Below are 18676 nucleotides of genomic sequence, written 5' to 3' on the forward strand. Positions count from 1 at the left end.
TCACCGGCCGGAAACGGCCACGGCGGCAAACCGGGCCCGCGATCGAATCGCCCAACCTGCCCCCGGCCGATATGCCGGCCCGGAACAGGTCCGGCACCGGCAGCGGCCACGCCCTGCCGGCCACACCAGGGAGTGCTGCGCATGGATCTCGGACTCGACGGCAAGGTGGCGGTGGTCACCGGCGGCACGCGGGGCATCGGGCTGGCCACCGCCCGGCTGCTGTCGGCCGAGGGCGCTGCCGTGGTGCTGGTGTCCCGCCACGCCGAGGAAGCCGCCCGGGCCGCGGCGGAACTGGCCCGCAGCACGGGCCGCCGCGCCCTGGGCCTGGCCGCGGACACCACGGACGATGCCGCCGTGGCCGCCATGGCCGCCGCCGTGGAACGTGAGCTGGGCGGCGCCCAGATCCTGGTGAACTGCGCCGCCGAGCCCGCCGGGCAGAAGGCCGTGCCCGCGCCGTCCGAGGCGGAATGGGCGTCCCTGGCCGCGCACATGGACACCAAGGTGATGGGCTACCTGCGCTGCGCCCGCGCCCTGCTACCGGCCATGCGCCGCGCCGGCTGGGGCCGCATCGTCAACGTCAGCGGCCTGGGCGCGCGGCGCACCGGCGACGTGGTGGGCACCATCCGCAATGTCGCCGTGGTCGCCCTGGCCAAGAACCTGGCCGACGAGCTGGGGGGCACCGGCATCGCGGTCACCACCGTGCACCCCGGCATGACCCGCACGGAAAAGGTGGAGGCCATGATCGAGGCGCGCGCCCAGGCGGAAGGCCGCCCCGCGGCCGAGGTGGCGGCCTCCCTGGCGGCCAACGGGCTGCTGGGCCGGCTGGTCACCCCGGAGGAGGTGGCCGAGGTCATCGCCTTCCTGGCCTCGCCGCGGTCCGTGGCGGTCAACGGCGTCGCGATCGACGTGGGCGGCGGCGTGCGCGGGTCGATCAACTACTGAGGCCGGTCCGGCGTGCTCATGCCGTCGAGCCTTTGCTGGCTGGCGAGAGCAGCAAGCCGGGGGGAAGTATCCCCCCGGACCCCCTTCTATTTTCGGGAGTCTGCGGGGGCACCCGTGGCTGTCGGGGCCCTTGAACTCCCGGAAAAAGGAGGGGGACCGGGGGAGTTCACTCCCCCGGCCTTCTCCGCCCGGGCAGGTCAGCACATTGGCTCGGCCGTATCACTCCAGCCCGAGCAGCCAGCGGTCCAGCGGCACGGCGCGGACCTGCGCGCCCGGCAGCGTGCGGCTGAGATGGACCTTGTTCAGCATGATCCAGCGCAGGCAGCTGAACTCGCAGTCGAAGGGTTCGAACTCGTCGCGGCTGACGCGCAGCGTGTCGCGGTGAACCATGTACCGCGCGCCCCGCCGGCAGCCTGGCGCCCCCGCCCAGTCGCGTTGGGGCGACACCACCGCCGGCACCCACCAGGTGCGGGCGGAATCCAGTTGATCGACCTCGCAGCGCCGCATCGGCCGCCTCCCTCCCCAGCTCATCCGGTGCCGCGGCGCCGAGAAGCGCCGCAGCGGGACAGCGCACGGCCCGCCGGGCGGCGGGCCGTCCCAGGCGGTCAGGCCCGGGCGAGGTCGAAGCGGTCGGCGTTCATCACCTTGGTCCAGGCGGCCACGAAGTCCTCCACGAACTTCCCGCCCGCATCGGCCGAGGCATAGACCTCCGACAGCGCCCGCAGCTGCGAGTTGGAGCCGAAGACGAGGTCGGTGCGCGTCGCCGTCCATTTCGGCTCGTCGGTGGCGCGAAGGGTGCCGCGGAAGACCTCGTCCGCGTGCCCGTCCACCATCTTCCACGCCGTGCCCATGTCCAGCAGGTTCACGAAGAAGTCGTTGGTCAGCTGGCCCGGACGGTCGGTCAGCACGCCCTCCTTCTGGCCGCGGTGGTTGGCGCCCAGCACGCGCAAGCCCCCCACCAGCACGGTCATCTCCGGCGCTGAAAGGCCCAGCAGCTGGGCGCGGTCCACCAGCAGCTCCTCGGTGGGCACGTTGAAGGCCACCTGCAGGTAGTTGCGGAACCCGTCGGCCTTGGGCTCCAGCACCGCGATGTTCTCGGGATCGGTCTGCTCGGCCGAGGCATCGGTGCGGCCGGGCGAGAAGGGCACCGCCACCGCGTGGCCGCCCTCCCGCGCCGCCTGTTCCACCGCCGTCGTGCCGCCCAGCACGATCAGGTCGGCGAGCGAGACCTTCTTGCCGCCGGACGCCGCGCCGTCGAACTCCGCCTTGATGCCTTCCAGCACGCCCAGCACGCGGCTCAGCCGCTCGGGCTCGTTCACGTCCCAGTCCTTTTGCGGCGCCAGCCGGATGCGCGCGCCGTTGGCGCCGCCCCGATGGTCGGAATCCCGGTAGGTCGAGGCCGAGGCCCAGGCCGTCGCCACCAGCTCCGCCACGCTCAACCCGGAGCCCAGGATCTTCTCCTTCAGCGCCGTCACGTCGGCCGCGTCGATCGGCGCGTAGTCCGCCGCCGGGATCGGGTCCTGCCAGATCAGGTCCTCATCCGGCACGTCCGTGCCGAGATAGCGGACCTTGGGCCCCATGTCGCGGTGGCACAGCTTGAACCAGGCGCGGGCGAAGGCGTCCGCGAACTCCTCCGGATTGGCGCGGAACCGCTCGGAGATCGCGCGATAGGCCGGGTCCACCTTCATCGCCATGTCGGCGGTGGTCATCATGGTGGGCAGGCGGCGATGCGGGCTGTGCGCGCCTGGCGCCAGATCCTCGGGCGCCTGGTTCACCGGCTGCCACTGCTTGGCGCCGGCGGGGCTTTCCACCAGCTCGTACTCGTAGTCCAGCAGCATGTGGAAGTAGCTGTTGTCCCACTGGGTCGGGGTGGGGGTCCAGGCGCCTTCCAGCCCGCTGGTAATGGTGTGGTCGCCCATGCCGCTCTCGTGGCCGCTCTGCCAGCCCAGCCCCATCTGCGCGATGTCGGAACCCTCCGGCTCCGCGCCGACCTTCTTGGCATCACCCGCGCCGTGGCACTTGCCGAAGGTGTGGCCGCCGGCGACCAGCGCCACCGTCTCCACGTCGTTCATGCCCATGCGGCCGAAGGTTTCGCGGATGTCGCGGCCGGATTGCGCGGCGTCCGGCACGCCGCCGGGGCCTTCGGGGTTGACGTAGATCAGCCCCATCTGGATGGCGGCCAGCGGGCTTTCCAGCACCTTCTCCTTGGCCGGGTCGATGCGGGTGTCGCCCAGCCACTCCTCCTCCGTGCCCCAGTAGATGTCCTTCTCGGGCTCGAACACGTCCTCCCGCCCGCCGCCGAAGCCGAAGACCGGCCCGCCCATGGATTCGATGGCGACGTTGCCGGCCAGGATCATCAGGTCGGCCCAGCTCAGCTTGCGGCCGTATTTCTGCTTCACCGGCCACAGCAGCCGCCGCGCCTTGTCCAGGTTGGCGTTGTCCGGCCAGGAGTTCAGCGGCGCGAAGCGCTGCGCGCCCGAGGAGGAGCCGCCCCGCCCGTCGCCGGTGCGATAGGTCCCGGCACTGTGCCAGGCCATGCGGATCAGGAAGGGACCGTAATGCCCGTAATCGGCCGGCCACCAGGGCTGGCTGTCCGTCATCAGCGCGGTCAGGTCGCGCTTCACGGCGGCGAGGTCGAGCGAGCGGAATTCCTTGGCGTAGTCGAAATCGTCGCCCATCGGATTCCCCGACAGGCCGTTCTGGTGGAGCATGTCCAGCGACAGGTGGTTCGGCCACCAGTCCCGGTTGGTCCGCCCCAGCAGCGACCGCAGCGCGGCCGGCTTCTTCATCGGGCAGCTCAGCGGGCCGTCCGGTTGATTCGTGTCCATGGTCGCCTCTCCCTGACGCTGATTTGAGGCGAGGCTAGGCGGGGCGGATCAGTGGTGGAAGTGAGAATTTTTGATCGTGACAATCGAGCAGAACGATCAGGAAGGCCCCCGACCATGTGCCGACCCGGCAACGCCAAAGGCTGCGGGGGAGCTTCTGCGGAGGCGATCCGTGCGTCGAGCCTGACACCGGCAGGCCCGAACCCCTGACCTACAGCCCGCGGCGCCGGATCAGCGGCCCACGTCGGCCGGCAGGAGACTGGCCGGCACGCTGATCCAGGTCCAGCGATTGCCGTCCTGCCACAGCGCCGAAACCGTTGCCACCCGCGCGGCGTAGCGGCGCAACTCGCGGGTGCCGCCGGGGCGGGGAGCCACCCGGAAGGCGCTTTCCCACCCATCCGGCGCCGCGTCGGTCGGCAGCGACACGCCCGAGCTCGGCAGGCGCCGGCCCGGCAACCTGCCCCCGGCACCTCCGCTCTGGCCTCCCGCCCCCACCTGCGCTAGGGCACCCCCTCGCCGGTGGCCCGGCGGGGCATCCACCCCGCCGGCGCCGCCCGGCAGGATGCCGGCCACCCCGCGCCGCCCCGCCGCCGCCCCCGTCCCCGGGCGCGTCCCCACATCCGGGGCCGCGCGCCCGCCCCGCGGGTTTCGCGGCACCCCGGGCCGTTTCGCGGCGCCAACCGCGCCATCCCGCCGGGCGCGCGCCGAAAGGACCCCCGGCAACAGCGCGCCCGCGACGGCCCCAGCGTGGAACCGAGATGCGTCATTTCCTGGACTTCGAGAAGCCGATCGCCGAGCTGGAAGGGCAGATCGAGGAGCTCCGCCGCACCACCGATGCCGGCGGCATCGACGTGGCCGACGAGGTCGGCAAGCTCCGCGACAAAGCCGAGAAGCTGCTGGCCGCGACCTATGCCAAGCTGACGCCCTGGCAGAAGACCCAGGTCGCCCGCCACCCCGAACGCCCCAAGGCGCTCTCCTACGTGTCCGGCCTGATCGAGGACTTCACTCCGCTGGCCGGCGACCGCGCCTTTGCCGATGACGCGGCGGTGGTCGGTGGGCTGGGCCGCTTTCGCGGCCGCGCCGTGATGGTGCTGGGCACGGAGAAGGGCACCGACACCGACAGCCGGGTGAAGCACAATTTCGGCATGGCCCGGCCGGAAGGCTACCGCAAGGCGCGCCGCCTGATCGAGCTGGCCAGCCGCTTCGGCCTGCCCATCCTTTCCTTCGTCGACACCGCCGGCGCCTTTCCGGGGATCGAGGCCGAGGCCCGCGGCCAGGCCGAGGCCATCGCCCGCTCCATCGAGGCCGGGCTGGATGCTCCCGTACCCTTCGTGGCCACGGTGATCGGGGAAGGGGGATCCGGCGGTGCCATCGCCCTGGCCGCGGCCGACCGCATCCTGATGCTGGAACATTCCATCTACAGCGTCATCTCGCCCGAGGGCGGCGCCTCCATCCTGTGGCGCGACGCCGCCCAGGCCCCCCAGGCCGCGGAAGCCTTCAAGCTGACGGCCGAGGACCTGCAGCGCCTCAACCTCGTGGACGCCGTGGTACCGGAGCCCCTGGGCGGCGCCCATCGCGCGCCCGAGCAGACCGTGGCCGCCGTGGGCGACCAGGTCTGGGCCGCGCTGGAGCCGCTGCTCGCCCTGGATGGCGCCACGCTGCGCGCCCGTCGCCGCGAGAAGTTCCTGGAAATGGGCCGCAACGGCGTCGCCTGATCCGCGACGGCCCGGGCGTCCCGCGCCCGACCCACCCGGACACCCGGACGGACCCGTCCGGGACACCCCGCGCCCGGCCTGAACCCTCCAGGGTACCCGAAAACCCCTACCCGGGGTGCCGCCGAGCGGCCCGCAGGGGCCCGGACGCGGCCCCAGCATGTCCACACACATCATGCCTGCGAGCACGGCCGCTCCGGACACGGGCGCTGAACCAGCGCAAAACCCCGCAGCCGTGTCTTTTTCGAAGCAGATACAACCATTCCGAAGTATTGCGGGATTTTTCCAATCATCTTGGATTGTTTCACGAAGAAGAATCCTTAACGATCCTCTCAGTGCCGTGAGGCCGGGCGCTGAGCGCGTCCCCATTGGGAGGATCCCCGCTTGCTGGAACGCGTCCACCGCCTGCCGGATCCGGTTCCGGACATTTCCGAGGACGACCTGCTGTCGCAGCGCCGCGCCGGCGACGCCGCGCGCGACCGCCGCGACTGGGCCGAGGCCGCCCGCGCCTACCGCGCCCACCTCGCGCTGCAGCCCGGCGATGCCGCCATCTGGGTACAGTTCGGCCACGCGCTGAAGGAGGAGAACCGTATCTCCGAGGCCGAGGGCGCCTATCGCCGCGCGGTCGCCCTGCAGCCGGACGACGCCGACGCCCATGTCCAGCTCGGCCGCGCCCTGCGGCGCGCCGGCGCCGACGGGCCGGCGCGCCGGGAATTCCGCACCGCCCTGGAACTGGCCGCCTCCGACGACGCCCGCCGCGAGCTGGTGGGCATGGGCGAGGCGGAACTGGCCGAGGAGCTCGCCGGCCGCTGGCTGGGCAGCGACGCCGCCGACGTCACCTATTTCGAACTCGCCGACCTGTTCGGCTTCCTGAACGCCCACCCGACGCTGAGCGGCATCCAGCGCGTGATGGTCAACGTCATCGAGCAGATCCTTTCCCTGCCGGCCAGCGAGGCCGCCGCCTACCGCTTCGTGATCGGCTCGGCGGAACAGCCGCTGCGCGTGGTGGACCCCGCGGCGCTGCTGCGCGTGATCCGCTATGCCACCGCGCCCGCCATGGTGCATGCGCGCCTGCGCGAGCTGGTGGCCGAGGCCGAGGCCGAGGCCGGCGCCTGCGCGGTGCAGCCGGCGGCGGGGCAGACCTATTTCGCCCTCGGCGCCTTCTGGGTGACCCCCGACTTCTTTCCCCGCTACGTCGCCATGAAGACGGCGGGCGTGCGGATCGGCGCCTATCTCTACGACCTGATCCCGGTGAACCACCGGGAATTCTGCGACACCCTGCTGTCGCGTCGCTTCGGGCTGGCGCTCGGCGAAACCCTGCTCTGCCTGGATTTCGTGCTCACCATCAGCGAGCACACCGCCAGGGAAATGCGGGTCCTGCTGGACCAGTCCGGCCTTCCCGACCTGCCCGTGCGCGCCGTGCCGCTGGCACATGCCCTTCAGCTGCCGCGCCCCGGTGCCCCGCGCTGGACCCCGGCCATCGAGGCGCTGCGCAACACCCGCTTCGTGCTGACGGTGTCCACGATCGAGGTGCGCAAGAACCACACCTACCTGTTCCGCGCCTGGCGCGAGATGCTGCGCAACGGGGAAGAAGTGCCGGAACTGGTGATCGTCGGCCGGCCGGGCTGGCGCGTGGACGACCTGATGGCGCAGCTGCGGGACACCGACTTCCTCGACGGCCACATCCACCTGCTGCACGACCTGACCGACGACGAGCTGGCGACGCTGTACCGCTCCTGCCTGTTCACCGTGTTTCCCTCCTTCACCGAAGGCTGGGGCCTGCCGGTGGGTGAGAGCCTGAGCTACGGCACCCCCTGCGTGGCCTCCCGCGCTGCCTCCATCCCCGAAGTGGGCGGCGAGCTGGTGGACTACGTGGACCCGCACGACCTGGGCGACGGGCTGCGCGTGATCCGCGCCCTGCTGCACGACAAGGACGCGTTGCAGGCCCGCCGCGACGCCATCGCATCGGCCTTCCGGCCGCGTGACTGGAAGGCGGTAACCCGCGACCTGTGCGACGCGCTCGCCGCCGCGGCCCAGGGCACGCCGGAAGCCGCTCCGCTGCGCCGGCCGGCCCTCGCTGCCGGCCAGGTGTTTGAGCCCGCCGCCCTGCGGCCCGAGCGGCCACTGCCGCGCGACTACCTGCGCCGCCCGCTGCGCGCGATGCTGCCGGCCCATTGGCACGAGAGCGAGAACTTCGGCGCATGGATGCGTGGCGAGGAAGGCAGCATCGTGTTCCGCGCCGGCAGCGCCATGCCCGGTGAGACGCTGATCGTCTACCTGCATCTCCTGGCCGCACCGCAGGTGGACGGGCACGTGCTCACGGTTTCGCCGCCCGATGCGCGGATGCGCCGCAGCCCTGGCCGCGATGAGGACCGCCGCGTGCGCAGCATCACCTTGCAGCCCAATACCAGTGCCGTGCTGCGCGTGCTGACCCGCGCCGGCGAGGATGGGGTAGTGGATCTGCGCCTGAGCGTGGACCGCCCGACAGGCAACCACGGGGACGACCCGCGCCGCATCGCGCTGGGCCTGGTGCGCCTGGCCTGGGCGCCAGCGGACGACCTGGCGACGCGGCAGGAAATCACGGAGCGTTTCCTGCTCGACCCGCTTCCGGCCTGAGCGGGCGGTTCGCGCCATGCTGGACCTCGCTTCACCCGCGGGCGGCGCCCATTCCGGAACCGCGCCTGCCGTCCTCGACGGAAGCGGCCTCCTCGCGCCGCCGATCGCGATCCTGTCCTTCAACCGCCCGGCGCTGCTGCAGCAGGTATTGGACAGCCTGCTGGCGCAACAGCCGGCGATCGACCCGGCGCGGCTGCACCTGTTCCAGGACGGCACGTTGCGGCACGACGGCAGCGATCCGCCCGCCGACCGGGAGGCGGCGGCGGCCTGCGTGGCGCGGTTCCGCGCCGCCGCACCGGCCGGGACGGTGCATCTGGCGCCGCGCAACCTCGGCATCGCCTGGAACTTCGACCGTGCCGAACGCCATCTGTTCGACATCCTGGACAGCGAAATCGGCTTCTTCTTCGAGGACGACATGCTGCTATCGCCGCACTACCTCGCGGCGCTGGAACACCTGTCCCGCTTCGCCCTGGCCGAGGAGCGGGTGGGCTACGTTGCCGCCTATGGCGACCACCGCGCCTCACCGGAGGCGCAGGCGACGGGCCACCGGCAGCTGGTGCGCATGCACCACAACTGGGGCTTCGCGCTGACGCGCCGGCACTGGCGCCGGCAGCGCCCGATCGTCGAAGGCTATCTGCGGCTGCTGGGCGACGCGCCCTATGCCCAGCGTCCGGCGGCGGCGATCCACGACTACTACGCCAGCCTCGGTCTGCCCTACCACGTCACGTCGCAGGACGGCGCCAAGCAGGTGGCCGGGCTGGCGCTGGGTACGGTGCGGCTGACCTGCCTGCCGTCCTACGGCCATTACCTCGGCGAGCACGGTACCCACTACACGCCAGACCTCTACGCGCGCGAGGACTTCGGCAACACCCGACTCTTTCCCGAGGCGCCGATGGGCTTCGACCTTCCCGACGACGCGGCGCTGGACGTGCTGGTGGCCGAGGAGCAGCGCGATCAGCTCGCCACCGCGGCCGCCTTTCTGGCTGCCGCGGCGCCGGACGCCCTGGAAGCCGAGCCGCTGCCGCCCCGCCGCTTCGTGGCGGCCTTGTACCGCGGGCTGCTGGGACGCGACCCCGACCCGTCCGGGCTGGACGCCCATGCCGGCGCGCTGAACAGCGGCACCCGCACGCCCGAGCAGCTGGTCGCCTCCCTGCTCAACAGCGGCGAGTTCCGCACCCGCCACGGCCTCGCCCCCCAGGCGCCGCCCCCGCCCGCCCTGGTGCCGCGCATGGACCCGGAGGAGCTGGCCCTGTTCCGCCGCGTCCTGGCTGAACCCTGGCGCTGCTACCTGGAATACGGCACCGGCGGTTCCACCGCGGAAGCCGCCCGCCTCGGCACCGGCCGCATGGTCTCGGTGGAATCCGACCCGCGCTGGCTGGGCAAGGTCGCGGCCGACCCCGCCGTGGCGGCCGCCCTGGCGGCCGGTCGGGCGGAGCTGCTGCCGGTGGAACTCGGCCCCCTGGGCGAATGGGGCACCCCCGCCGATCCCGGCAGCCGCGCCCTGTGGCCGCGCTACGCCGAAACCGGCTGGGCCGCGCTGGAACGAGCCGGCCTGCGGCCCGACCTGGTGCTGGTGGACGGCCGCTTCCGCGTCGCCTGCTGCTTGTCCGTAGCCCTGGCCTGGGACGGGGAGGCGCCGCCGCCGCGCGTGCTGGTGCACGACATGGGCGCGGTGCGGCCGCACTACGCCGCCATCCTGGACCACTTCACCCCCGTGGAGGTCGCCGGGACGCTGTTCCTGCTGGAACCCAAGAAGCAGCGCGGCCAGGCCCTGCTGACCAGCTTCCTGCGGCACCAGTTCGACCCGCGCTGACGCCGCACCGGCCGGGGCAGGGGAGGCGCCGTTCCCGCCGGGAGCGCGCGCCTTCGGACCCGCCCGTGTCCCCGCGGCCCGGAACGTGGTCTGCTGACCCCGCAGCCGCCATGCAGGGGAGGGAAGAACCGGGATGCCCATGACACGCCGCCGATCCGTGGCCGGGGCGCTGGCCGGCGCCACCGGCGCGGCGCTCGCCGCCGGCCTGCCGCAGCCGGCGGCCGCCCAGCCGGCCGTCCCGCGGCCGGACCCCGAACGCCGCACTTTCGTGCTGGTGCACGGCTCCTGGCACGGCGGCTGGTGCTGGCGCCGCGTGGCCGACCGGCTGGAAGCCCGCGGCCACAAGGTTTTCGCGCCTACGCTCACGGGCTTGGCCGACCGCTCGCACCTGCTCAGCCGCGACGTGAACCAGGCGACGCATGTGGCGGACCTCGTGAACCTGTTCCGCTGGGAAAGGCTGCAGGACGTGGTGCTGGTGGGGCATTCCTTCGGCGGCTGGGCCATCTCGGCCGCGGCCGAGCAGGTGCTGCCGCAGCTGCGCGCCCTCGTGTTCCTGGACGCCTTCTTTCCCGAGAACGGCCAGCGCGCCGTGGAATTCCAGCCCGAGGCGTCGCGCAAGGCGATGGAGGAAGCCTGGGCGCGCGGCGACGTGTCCCGCCCGCCCTTCGCCGTGGGCGCCTTCATGATCGCCGACCCTGCCGACGCCGCCTGGGTGGCGGAACTGATGACGCCGCAGCCGCTGGGCACCTATTTCGACCCGATCACCCTGACCGGCGCGCGCGAGAAGGTGGCGCGCAAGACCTATATCCGCGCCACCCGCTTCCCCAACCCGTTCTTCGACCGCGCCCTGGAATCCCGCAAGGCCGACGGGTCCTGGCGCACCTTCGAGCTTCCCACGGGCCACGACGTGATGGTGGACCAGCCCGAGCAGCTCACGGAAATGCTGGTCGCGGCCGCCGCCGACTGACCCGCGCCACCCCCGACGAGGCCCACACCATGACCGAACCCTGCGACCTCGGGGCCGTGCAGGCCCGCGCCTTGATCGGTGCCAAGAAGCTCTCGGCGGCCGAACTGCTGGAAAGCTGCCTCCGCCGCACGGACGCGCTGGACCATGCCGTGAACGCGATGGTGGTGCGCGACGACGCCGGCGCCCGGGCCGCCGCCCGCGCCGCCGACGACGCGGCCGCCCGCGGTGCAGCGCTGGGACCGCTGCACGGCCTGCCGGTGGGCATCAAGGACCTGGAAGACGTGGGCGGGATGCGCACCACCTACGGCAGCCCGCTCTTTCGCGACCACGTCCCTGCGGAAGACCAGGCCCTGGTGCGCGCCATCCGCGCCGCCGGCGCCGTGATCCCTGGCAAAACCAACACGCCGGAATGGGGGGCAGGGGCCAACACCCGCAATTCCGTGTTCGGCGCCACCGGCAACCCCTTCGACCCGCAGCGCTCGGCGGCAGGCTCCTCCGGCGGTTCGGCCGTGGCGCTGGCCACGGGCATGGTGCCGCTGGCCACCGGCTCGGACAATGGCGGCTCGCTGCGCAACCCGGCAGCCTTTTGCGGCATCGTGGGCTTCCGCCCCACCCCCGGCTTGGTGCCCAACGAGAAACGCGGCCTGGGTTGGTCCGCCCTGCCCGTGCTGGGCCCGATGGCGCGCAGCGTGCCCGACCTTTGCCTGCTCCTTTCCACCATCGTGGGCGACGACCCCGCCGACCCGCTGGCCACCACCGTGCACGGCCGCCGCATCCAGCGCCCCGAACACTACGCCACCCCCGCGCCCGTCGACCTCGCTTCCCTGCGCGTGGCGATCACCCCCGATTTCGGCTTCGCCCCCACCGCGCGCGAGATCCGCGAGGAGTTCGCGAGCAAGACCGACCTGTTCCGCCACCTCTTCGCGGCCGCCGAGAACACCACCCCCGACTGTTCCGGCACCGACGAGGCCTTCGAGGTCCTCCGCGCCGTGGGCTTCCTGGCCGGCTTCCTCGACCGCTACCGCAGCGACCCCGGCCAGCTCGGCCCCAATGTCCGCGCCAACGTGGAGGAAGGGCTGCGCTACGGCGCCGCCGACGTGGCCCGGGCGGAGCTGGCGCAAACCGCCATCTACCGCCGCTGGCAGGCGTTCTTCACGCGCCACGACGTGATCCTGACCCCCTCCATCACGATCAGCCCGCGCCCCTGGACCGAGCTCTTCCCCGCCGAGATCGACGGCACGCCGACCCGGACCTATTTCCACTGGCTCGCCCTGGCCTACGCGGTGTCGCTGGTGGGGCATCCCGCCCTGTCCTTGCCGCTGGGGCTGGACCGCCACGGCATGCCCTTCGGGCTGCAGATCGTCGGCCCGCGCGGCGGCGACGCGAAGGTCCTGGCGGTGGCCGCGGCGCTGGAGCGGGAACTGGCGGGCGATCCCCGCACCGCGCGGCCGGTGCCCGACCTCGCCCGCCTGGCCGCCGCGCCGCCGCTGCGGAACAGCCCGAACTTCCTGGGCTTCGGCTGAACGCCCCGCCGCGGATGTGTCAGATCGGCCGGAATCTGTCACATCCGCACGCCGGACTTGACGTGTAAGTGACTGAAATGGTAAGAAAATCCCCGTCCGCCGGGGCGTTTCGCGGCCCGGCCCGGTAAGGAAGTAAGGCGAAAGCCCGCCCTGCTGCCCCGGCAGCGCACCCCCGGTCCGGCGGCGCTTGCGCCCGGCGCCGCCAGGGCCGACATCTCGGCCAGAAGCAGGCGCCGACCTGCCGCGTTCCCGGGAGAACCATGTCCGCAGTCCCCGCCACCGCGTCCCGCTGGGACCCCGCCCTGGCCGGCGAGATCATCGCGGCGCATCTCGGCCTGGAAGGGCCGGGGCTGCCCATCCTGCACGCCCTGCAGCACGCCTTCGGCCACGTCCCCGCCGAGGCCGTGCCCCTGGTGGCCGAGGCGCTGAACATTTCCCGCGCCGAGGTGCACGGCGTGCTCACCTTCTACCACGATTTCCGCCGCGAGCCGGCCGGTCGCCACGTCCTCAAGCTGTGCCGCGCGGAAGCCTGCCAGGCCACCGGCGCCGTGCCGCTGGCCGAGGATCTGCTGCGCCGGCTGGGCCTGCAATGGGGCGGCACCACCCCGGACGGGCGGCTGACGGTGGAGCCCACCTTCTGCCTCGGCCTCTGCGCCTGCGGCCCGGCGGCGATGCTGGACGGCGAGCCGGTGGCGCGGGTGAACGCCGCCGCCTTGGACGTGCTGGTGGCGGAGGCCCGCGCCCGATGACCCGCATCTTCCTGCCCGCCGATGCCGCCGCGGTCGCCCTGGGCGCCGAGCGCGTGCTGCGCGACGTCCAGGCGGAAGCCGCCCGCCGCGGCGAGGCGGTCGAGGTGGTGCGCACCGGCACCCGCGGCATGGTCTGGCTGGAACCGCTGATCGAGGTGGAAACGCCCGAAGGCCGCATCGCCTACGGCCCCGTGCAGCACGGCGACGTGGCGTCCCTCTTCGAAAGCGGCTTCCTCCGGGGCGCCGCGCACCCGCTGCGCATCGGCCGGCCGGAACAGCACCCCTGGATGGCCGGGCAGACACGCCTGACCTTTGCCCGCTGCGGCGTGGTGGACCCGCTCTCGGTGGAGGATTACCGCGCCCATAGCGGCTACCGCGGCCTCGAACGCGCGCTGAGCCTGACCGGCGAAGCCATCGTGGACGAGATCAAGCTGTCCGGCCTGCGCGGCCGCGGCGGCGCTGGCTTCCCCACCGGCATCAAGTGGAACACTGTCCGCTTGGCCGAGGCCGACCGCAAATACGTCGTGTGCAACGCCGACGAGGGCGACAGCGGCACCTTCGCCGACCGCATGCTGATGGAAGGCGACCCGCTCTCCCTGATCGAGGGCATGACCATCGCCGCCTTCGCCGTCGGGGCCAGCAAGGGCTTCGTCTACACCCGCTCCGAGTACCCGCACGCCATCCGCACGATGACGGCGGCCATCGCCGCCGCCCGCCGCGCGGGATACCTGGGCGACGACATCCAGGGCTCCGGCTTCGGCTTCGACCTGGAAGTCCGCACCGGCGCCGGCGCCTATATCTGCGGCGAGGAAACCTCCCTGCTGGAAAGCCTGGAAGGCAAGCGCGGCATGGTGCGCGCCAAGCCGCCGCTGCCGGCCATCCAGGGCCTCTTCGGCCGCCCCACCGTGGTCAACAACGTCCTCTCGCTCGCCAGCGTCCCCTTCATCCTGGCCGAGGGCGCCGCGGCCTATGCCGCGCTGGGCAGCGGCCGCTCGCTGGGCACGCTGCCGGTGCAACTGGCCGGCAACGTCGCCCGCGGCGGGCTGATCGAGGTTCCCTTCGGCACGCCCCTGCGCGCCGTGATCGAGCAATGGGGCGGCGGCACCGCCAGCGGTCGTCCGCTGCGCGCGGTGCAAGTGGGCGGCCCGCTCGGCGCCTACTTCCCCGAACACCTGCTGGACACGCCGCTGGACTACGAGGCTTTCGCCGCCGCCGGCGGTTTGCTCGGCCATGGCGGCGTGGTGGTGTTCGACGACACCGTGGACCTGCTGGACCAGGCGCGCTTCGCCTTCGAGTTCTGCTCCATCGAGAGCTGCGGCAAATGCACCCCCTGCCGCATCGGCGCCGTGCGCGGCGCCGAGGTGCTGGACCGCATCCGCGCCGGCATCGAGCCCGCGAAGAACTTCGCCGTGCTCGATGACCTTTGCCAGCTGATGACCGACGCCTCGCTCTGCGCCATGGGCGGGCTAACGCCCGTGCCGGTCACCAGTGCGCTGACCCATTTCCCCGAGGATTTCGACCCGGCGCAGCGGCTCCCCGCCGTCGCCGCCGAGTGAGGAGGCCGCCGCCATGCCCCTGATCCCCGAGATCGACTACGGCACGCCGATCCGCGTCGCCGACCACACCGTGACGCTCACGGTCGACGGCCAGAGCGTGGCCGTGCCGAAAGGCACCTCCGTGATGGCGGCGGCGATGAGCATGGGCACCAAGATCCCCAAGCTCTGCGCCACCGACACGCTGGAACCCTTCGGCTCCTGCCGCCTCTGCCTGGTGCAGATCGAGGGCCGCCGCGGCTTCCCGGCCTCCTGCACCACCCCGGCCGAGGACGGCATGGTGGTGCACACCCAGAGCGAGGCCATCGCCAAGCGCCGCCGCGGGGTGATGGAGCTCACCATCTCCGACCACCCGCTGGACTGCCTGACCTGCTCCGCCAACGGCGACTGCGAATTGCAGGACATGGCCGGCACCGTCGGCCTGCGCGAGGTCCGCTACGGCACCGCCGGCGCCAACCACCTCGACGCGCCCAAGGACGAGAGCAACCCCTACTTCACCTTCGAAGCGTCCAAGTGCATCGCCTGCTCGCGCTGCATCCGCGCCTGCGAGGAAACTCAGGGCACCTTCGCCCTGACCATGGAAGGCCGCGGCTTCGACTCCAAGGTGTCCGCCGGCGGCACGGACTTCCTCCACTCCGAATGCGTGTCCTGCGGCGCCTGCGTGCAGGCCTGCCCCACCGCCACGCTGAACGAGAAGAGCGTGATCGCCCTGGGCAAGCCCGAGCACGCGCTGGTCACCACCTGCGCCTATTGCGGCGTCGGCTGCTCCTTCAAGGCAGAGATGCAGGGCGAAACCGTGGTCCGCATGGTCCCCTTCAAGGACGGCGGCGCCAACGAGGGCCATTCCTGCGTCAAGGGCCGCTTCGCCTTCGGCTACGCCACGCACAAGGACCGCAAGACCCGCCCGATGATCCGCGCCCGGATCACCGACCCCTGGCGCGAAGTGTCCTGGAGCGAGGCAATCGCCCACGCCGCCTCCGAATTCAAGCGCATCCAGGCGCAGTACGGCCGGGATTCCGTCGGCGGCATCACCTCCTCGCGCTGCACCAACGAGGAAACTTTCCTGGTGCAGAAGCTGATCCGCGGCGCCTTCGGCAACAACAACGTGGATACCTGCGCCCGCGTCTGCCATTCCCCCACGGGCTACGGCCTCAAGGCCACGCTGGGCACCTCGGCCGGCACGCAGGACTTCGCCTCGGTGTCGGAGGCCGACGTGATCCTGGTGATCGGCGCCAACCCCACCGACGGCCACCCGGTCTTCGCCTCGCGCATGAAGAAGCGGCTGCGCGAGGGTGCGAGGCTGATCGTGGCCGACCCGCGCCGCATCGACCTCGTGCGCTCGCCGCATGTGCGCGCCGAGCACCACTTGCAACTGCTGCCCGGCACCAACGTCGCGCTGCTCAACGCCCTGGCGCACGTCGTGGTGACGGAAGGCCTCGTCGCCGAGGACTACGTGCGCGAGCGCTGCGACCTCGCGGAGTTCTCCCGCTGGGCCGCCTTCGTCGCCGAACCGCGCCACGCCCCCGAACAGGCGGAAGCCATCACCGGCGTGCCCGCGGCGGAGATCCGCGCTGCCGCGCGGCTCTACGCCACTGGCGGCAATGCCGCGATCTACTACGGCCTGGGCGTCACGGAGCATTCGCAGGGCTCCACCACCGTGATGGCCATGGCCAACCTCGCCATGGCTACCGGCAATATCGGCCGCCCCGGCGTGGGGGTGAACCCGCTGCGCGGCCAGAACAACGTGCAGGGCGCCTGCGACATGGGCTCCTTCCCGCACGAGTTCTCCGGCTACCGCCACGTCGCTGACGACGACACGCGCGAACTCTTCCAGCACGCCTGGGGCGTGCCGCTCTCGGGCGAGCCCGGACTGCGCATCCCCAACATGCTGGACGAGGCGGTGGGCGGCCGCTTCAAGGCGCTCTACATCCAGGGCGAGGACATCGCCCAGTCCGACCCCGACACGCAGCACGTCACCGCCGGGCTGCGCGCCATGGAATGCGTGGTGGTGCAGGACCTGTTCCTGAACGAGACGGCGAAATACGCCCACGTTTTCCTGCCCGGCTCCTCCTTTCTGGAAAAGGACGGCACCTTCACCAATGCCGAGCGCCGCATCAGCCGCGTCCGCCGGGTGATGTCGCCGCTGGGTGGCCTGGCGGACTGGGAAGCCACGGTGGCGCTGAGCAACGCGCTGGGCTTCCCCATGCACTACCGCCACCCCTCCGAGATCATGGACGAGATCGCGGCGCTCACCCCCTCCTTCGCCGGGGTGTCCTACGCAAAGCTGGAGGAGCTGGGCTCCATCCAGTGGCCCTGCAACGACGCCGCGCCCCACGGCACGCCCACCATGCACGTGGAACGCTTCGTGCGCGGCAAGGGCCAGTTCATGATCACGGAATACCTGGCGACGGAGGAGCGCACCGGCGTCCATTTCCCGCTGATCCTGACCACCGGCCGCATCCTGTCGCAGTACAATGTCGGCGCGCAGACCCGCCGCACCGCCAACAGCGTCTGGCACGCCGAGGACGTGCTGGAGATCCATCCCTTCGACGCCGAGCACCGCGGCATCCGCGACGGCGAGCTGGTGGCGCTGGAAAGCCGCTCCGGCGAGATCGCGCTGCCCGCCCGCATCAGCGAACGCATGCAGCCCGGCGTGGTCTACACCACCTTCCACCACGCCTCGACCGGCGCCAACGTGGTGACCACGGACTATTCCGACTGGGCCACCAACTGCCCGGAATACAAGGTCACCGCCGTGCAGGTGCGGCGCACCAACCGCCTGTCCTCCTGGCAGGAACGCTTCGCCGAGGAGGACCGCAGCCTGACCCGGATGCAGCTGCCGCTCGATGCCGCCGAGTGAGGGCGCGCGCCCCGTCGCCGCCACGCTGATGCCCTTCGACGGCGCGCCCGGCCCGGCCGAGCGCGCCGTGGCGGTGGAAGCGCCGGTGAGCCTGGTCTTCTCCTCCGTGCCCTTCGCCGTGATGATGGCGACGCCGACGGAGCTGGAAGACTTCGCCTTCGGCTTCAGCCTGACGGAAGGCGTGATCGGGCGCGCCGACGACATCCGTGGCGTGAGCGTCGAGCAGGAGGAGCGCGGCTGGCGGCTGGAGATCAACCTCGCGCCGCAACGGCTGCACGTGCATCTCGCCCGCCGCCGCGTGCTGTCGGGCCGCACCGGCTGCGGCATCTGCGGCATCGAGGACCTGGACGCGCTGCCCGCGGCGGCGGCCCCCGCCGGACCGGCGCCCGAAGTGGAGGTCACGGCGATCCGCCGCGCCTTGCTGGCGCTGGAGGAGGGGCAGGAACTGAACCGCGCCACCCGCGCCGTGCACGCCGCCGCCTTCGCTGCCCCGGACGGCACGATCCTGCACCTGCGCGAGGATGTCGGCCGCCACAACGCGCTGGACAAGCTGGTGGGCGCCCTGCTGCGCCGCGCCACCCCGCCGGCGGCGGGCTTCGTCCTCGTCACCAGCCGCTGCTCCTTCGAGATGGTGGAGAAGGCCGCGGCGATCGGCGCACGCACGATCGTGGCCATCTCCGCCCCCACCTCCCTGGCGCTGGACCGCGCGCGGGCCCTGGACATGACGCTGGTGGCGGTGGCACGGCGGGACTCCATCACCGTGTTCCACGGCGCCGAGCGCGTCCGGGGCGAGGTTCTTCCCGCATGAGCGCCGACCCCAACCACCCCGCCAACGAAGCCGCCAAGCTGGTCCGCATGGCCAACCAGATCGCCGGCTTCTTCCGCTCCTACCCTGAGGATGCCGCCCGCGCCGGCATCGCCGAGCACGTCGCCGCCTACTGGACGCCGCGGATGCGCGCGGGGATGGCGGCGCACCTCGCCGCCGGCGGGGAAGGGCTGGACCCGCTGGCCCTCCGCGCGCTGCGCGGCGCCGCCAGCCCGGCGGAAAGCCCGGTCGCACGCGAAACCAGCGGGCCGGAGGAGCTGGGCCAGCTCGCCAGCGACGCCGGCTGACGC

At 72.3% G+C, this 18676-nt stretch carries 14 protein-coding genes; 11 read left to right on the plus strand and 3 right to left on the minus strand.

What is annotated here, in order from left to right:
• Positions 1-141: 141 nt before the first annotated feature.
• Positions 142-942, plus strand: coding sequence for an SDR family NAD(P)-dependent oxidoreductase (locus tag ACLIBK_RS09105; RefSeq protein WP_415386932.1), 801 nt, complete (start codon positions 142-144; stop codon positions 940-942).
• A gap of 219 nt (positions 943-1161) precedes the next feature.
• Here ACLIBK_RS09105 and ACLIBK_RS09110 read toward each other — a convergent pair whose 3' ends face one another.
• The 3 genes from ACLIBK_RS09110 to ACLIBK_RS09120 all read right to left on the minus strand — a co-directional run bounded on the left by ACLIBK_RS09110 (position 1162) and on the right by ACLIBK_RS09120 (position 4193).
• Positions 1162-1449, minus strand: a complete 288-nt coding sequence (locus ACLIBK_RS09110; RefSeq protein ID WP_415386933.1) for a hypothetical protein — start codon at positions 1447-1449, stop codon at positions 1162-1164.
• A 98-nt stretch (positions 1450-1547) separates the two neighbouring features.
• Entirely contained in the window at positions 1548-3770 is a 2223-nt protein-coding gene (katG, locus tag ACLIBK_RS09115; protein WP_415386934.1) for a catalase/peroxidase HPI, read from the minus strand.
• Positions 3771-3998: 228 nt separating this feature from the next.
• Complete coding sequence (locus ACLIBK_RS09120) at positions 3999-4193, minus strand: hypothetical protein (RefSeq protein ID WP_415386935.1); 195 nt, start codon at positions 4191-4193, stop codon at positions 3999-4001.
• A gap of 332 nt (positions 4194-4525) precedes the next feature.
• Between ACLIBK_RS09120 and ACLIBK_RS09125 the strand changes: the two genes are divergently transcribed.
• From ACLIBK_RS09125 to ACLIBK_RS09170, 10 genes are all read left to right on the plus strand, one after another.
• The gene (locus ACLIBK_RS09125) at positions 4526-5482 is read left to right on the plus strand and encodes an acetyl-CoA carboxylase carboxyltransferase subunit alpha (RefSeq protein WP_415386936.1); all 957 of its coding nucleotides are present in this window, start codon (positions 4526-4528) and stop codon (positions 5480-5482) included.
• A 381-nt stretch (positions 5483-5863) separates the two neighbouring features.
• Positions 5864-8095 carry a glycosyltransferase gene (locus ACLIBK_RS09130; RefSeq protein ID WP_415386937.1) on the plus strand — a complete coding sequence of 744 codons (2232 nt, stop codon included), beginning with the start codon at positions 5864-5866 and terminating at the stop codon, positions 8093-8095.
• 16 nt (positions 8096-8111) lie between these two features.
• Positions 8112-9908 carry a DUF4214 domain-containing protein gene (locus tag ACLIBK_RS09135; protein WP_415386938.1) on the plus strand — a complete coding sequence of 599 codons (1797 nt, stop codon included), beginning with the start codon at positions 8112-8114 and terminating at the stop codon, positions 9906-9908.
• A gap of 139 nt (positions 9909-10047) precedes the next feature.
• Positions 10048-10875, plus strand: a complete 828-nt coding sequence (locus ACLIBK_RS09140) for an alpha/beta fold hydrolase (protein WP_415386939.1) — start codon at positions 10048-10050, stop codon at positions 10873-10875.
• Positions 10876-10904: 29 nt separating this feature from the next.
• On the plus strand, positions 10905-12398 hold the full coding sequence (locus tag ACLIBK_RS09145; RefSeq protein ID WP_415386940.1) for an amidase: 1494 nt from the start codon (positions 10905-10907) through the stop codon (positions 12396-12398).
• A gap of 260 nt (positions 12399-12658) precedes the next feature.
• Positions 12659-13147, plus strand: coding sequence for a formate dehydrogenase subunit gamma (locus tag ACLIBK_RS09150; protein WP_415386941.1), 489 nt, complete (start codon positions 12659-12661; stop codon positions 13145-13147).
• Positions 13144-14703 (plus strand): formate dehydrogenase beta subunit, encoded by a 1560-nt coding sequence (locus tag ACLIBK_RS09155; protein WP_415386942.1) that lies wholly within the window; start codon positions 13144-13146, stop codon positions 14701-14703. The genes ACLIBK_RS09150 and ACLIBK_RS09155 overlap by 4 nt, the downstream gene beginning before the upstream one ends.
• Before the next feature lie 13 nt (positions 14704-14716).
• Entirely contained in the window at positions 14717-17560 is a 2844-nt protein-coding gene (gene fdhF, locus ACLIBK_RS09160; RefSeq protein ID WP_415386943.1) for a formate dehydrogenase subunit alpha, read from the plus strand.
• Positions 17547-18368: a formate dehydrogenase accessory sulfurtransferase FdhD gene (fdhD, locus tag ACLIBK_RS09165; protein ID WP_415386944.1), complete on the plus strand. Its 822-nt coding sequence runs from the start codon at positions 17547-17549 to the stop codon at positions 18366-18368. The genes fdhF and fdhD overlap by 14 nt, the downstream gene beginning before the upstream one ends.
• Complete coding sequence (locus ACLIBK_RS09170) at positions 18365-18673, plus strand: formate dehydrogenase subunit delta (protein ID WP_415386945.1); 309 nt, start codon at positions 18365-18367, stop codon at positions 18671-18673. Before fdhD ends, ACLIBK_RS09170 begins: the two co-directional genes overlap by 4 nt.
• The last annotated feature ends 3 nt before the right edge of the window (positions 18674-18676 follow it).

It is taken from the genome of Roseomonas sp. BN140053 (assembly GCF_047690175.1).
Lineage (GTDB): Bacteria > Pseudomonadota > Alphaproteobacteria > Acetobacterales > Acetobacteraceae > Roseomonas.

What these genes read in the sequence shown, in the direction of transcription:
- ACLIBK_RS09140 (WP_415386939.1), top strand. Translation starts at nt 10,048, where the DNA reads ATGACACGCCGCCGATCCGTGGCCGGGGCGCTGGCCGGCGCCACCGGC.
- ACLIBK_RS09135 (WP_415386938.1), top strand. Translation starts at nt 8,112, where the DNA reads ATGCTGGACCTCGCTTCACCCGCGGGCGGCGCCCATTCCGGAACCGCG.
- ACLIBK_RS09170 (WP_415386945.1), top strand. Translation starts at nt 18,365, where the DNA reads ATGAGCGCCGACCCCAACCACCCCGCCAACGAAGCCGCCAAGCTGGTC.
- katG (WP_415386934.1), bottom strand. Translation starts at nt 3,770, where the DNA reads ATGGACACGAATCAACCGGACGGCCCGCTGAGCTGCCCGATGAAGAAG.
- fdhF (WP_415386943.1), top strand. Translation starts at nt 14,717, where the DNA reads ATGCCCCTGATCCCCGAGATCGACTACGGCACGCCGATCCGCGTCGCC.
- ACLIBK_RS09110 (WP_415386933.1), bottom strand. Translation starts at nt 1,449, where the DNA reads ATGCGGCGCTGCGAGGTCGATCAACTGGATTCCGCCCGCACCTGGTGG.
- fdhD (WP_415386944.1), top strand. Translation starts at nt 17,547, where the DNA reads ATGCCGCCGAGTGAGGGCGCGCGCCCCGTCGCCGCCACGCTGATGCCC.
- ACLIBK_RS09155 (WP_415386942.1), top strand. Translation starts at nt 13,144, where the DNA reads ATGACCCGCATCTTCCTGCCCGCCGATGCCGCCGCGGTCGCCCTGGGC.
- ACLIBK_RS09150 (WP_415386941.1), top strand. Translation starts at nt 12,659, where the DNA reads ATGTCCGCAGTCCCCGCCACCGCGTCCCGCTGGGACCCCGCCCTGGCC.
- ACLIBK_RS09125 (WP_415386936.1), top strand. Translation starts at nt 4,526, where the DNA reads ATGCGTCATTTCCTGGACTTCGAGAAGCCGATCGCCGAGCTGGAAGGG.
- ACLIBK_RS09145 (WP_415386940.1), top strand. Translation starts at nt 10,905, where the DNA reads ATGACCGAACCCTGCGACCTCGGGGCCGTGCAGGCCCGCGCCTTGATC.
- ACLIBK_RS09105 (WP_415386932.1), top strand. Translation starts at nt 142, where the DNA reads ATGGATCTCGGACTCGACGGCAAGGTGGCGGTGGTCACCGGCGGCACG.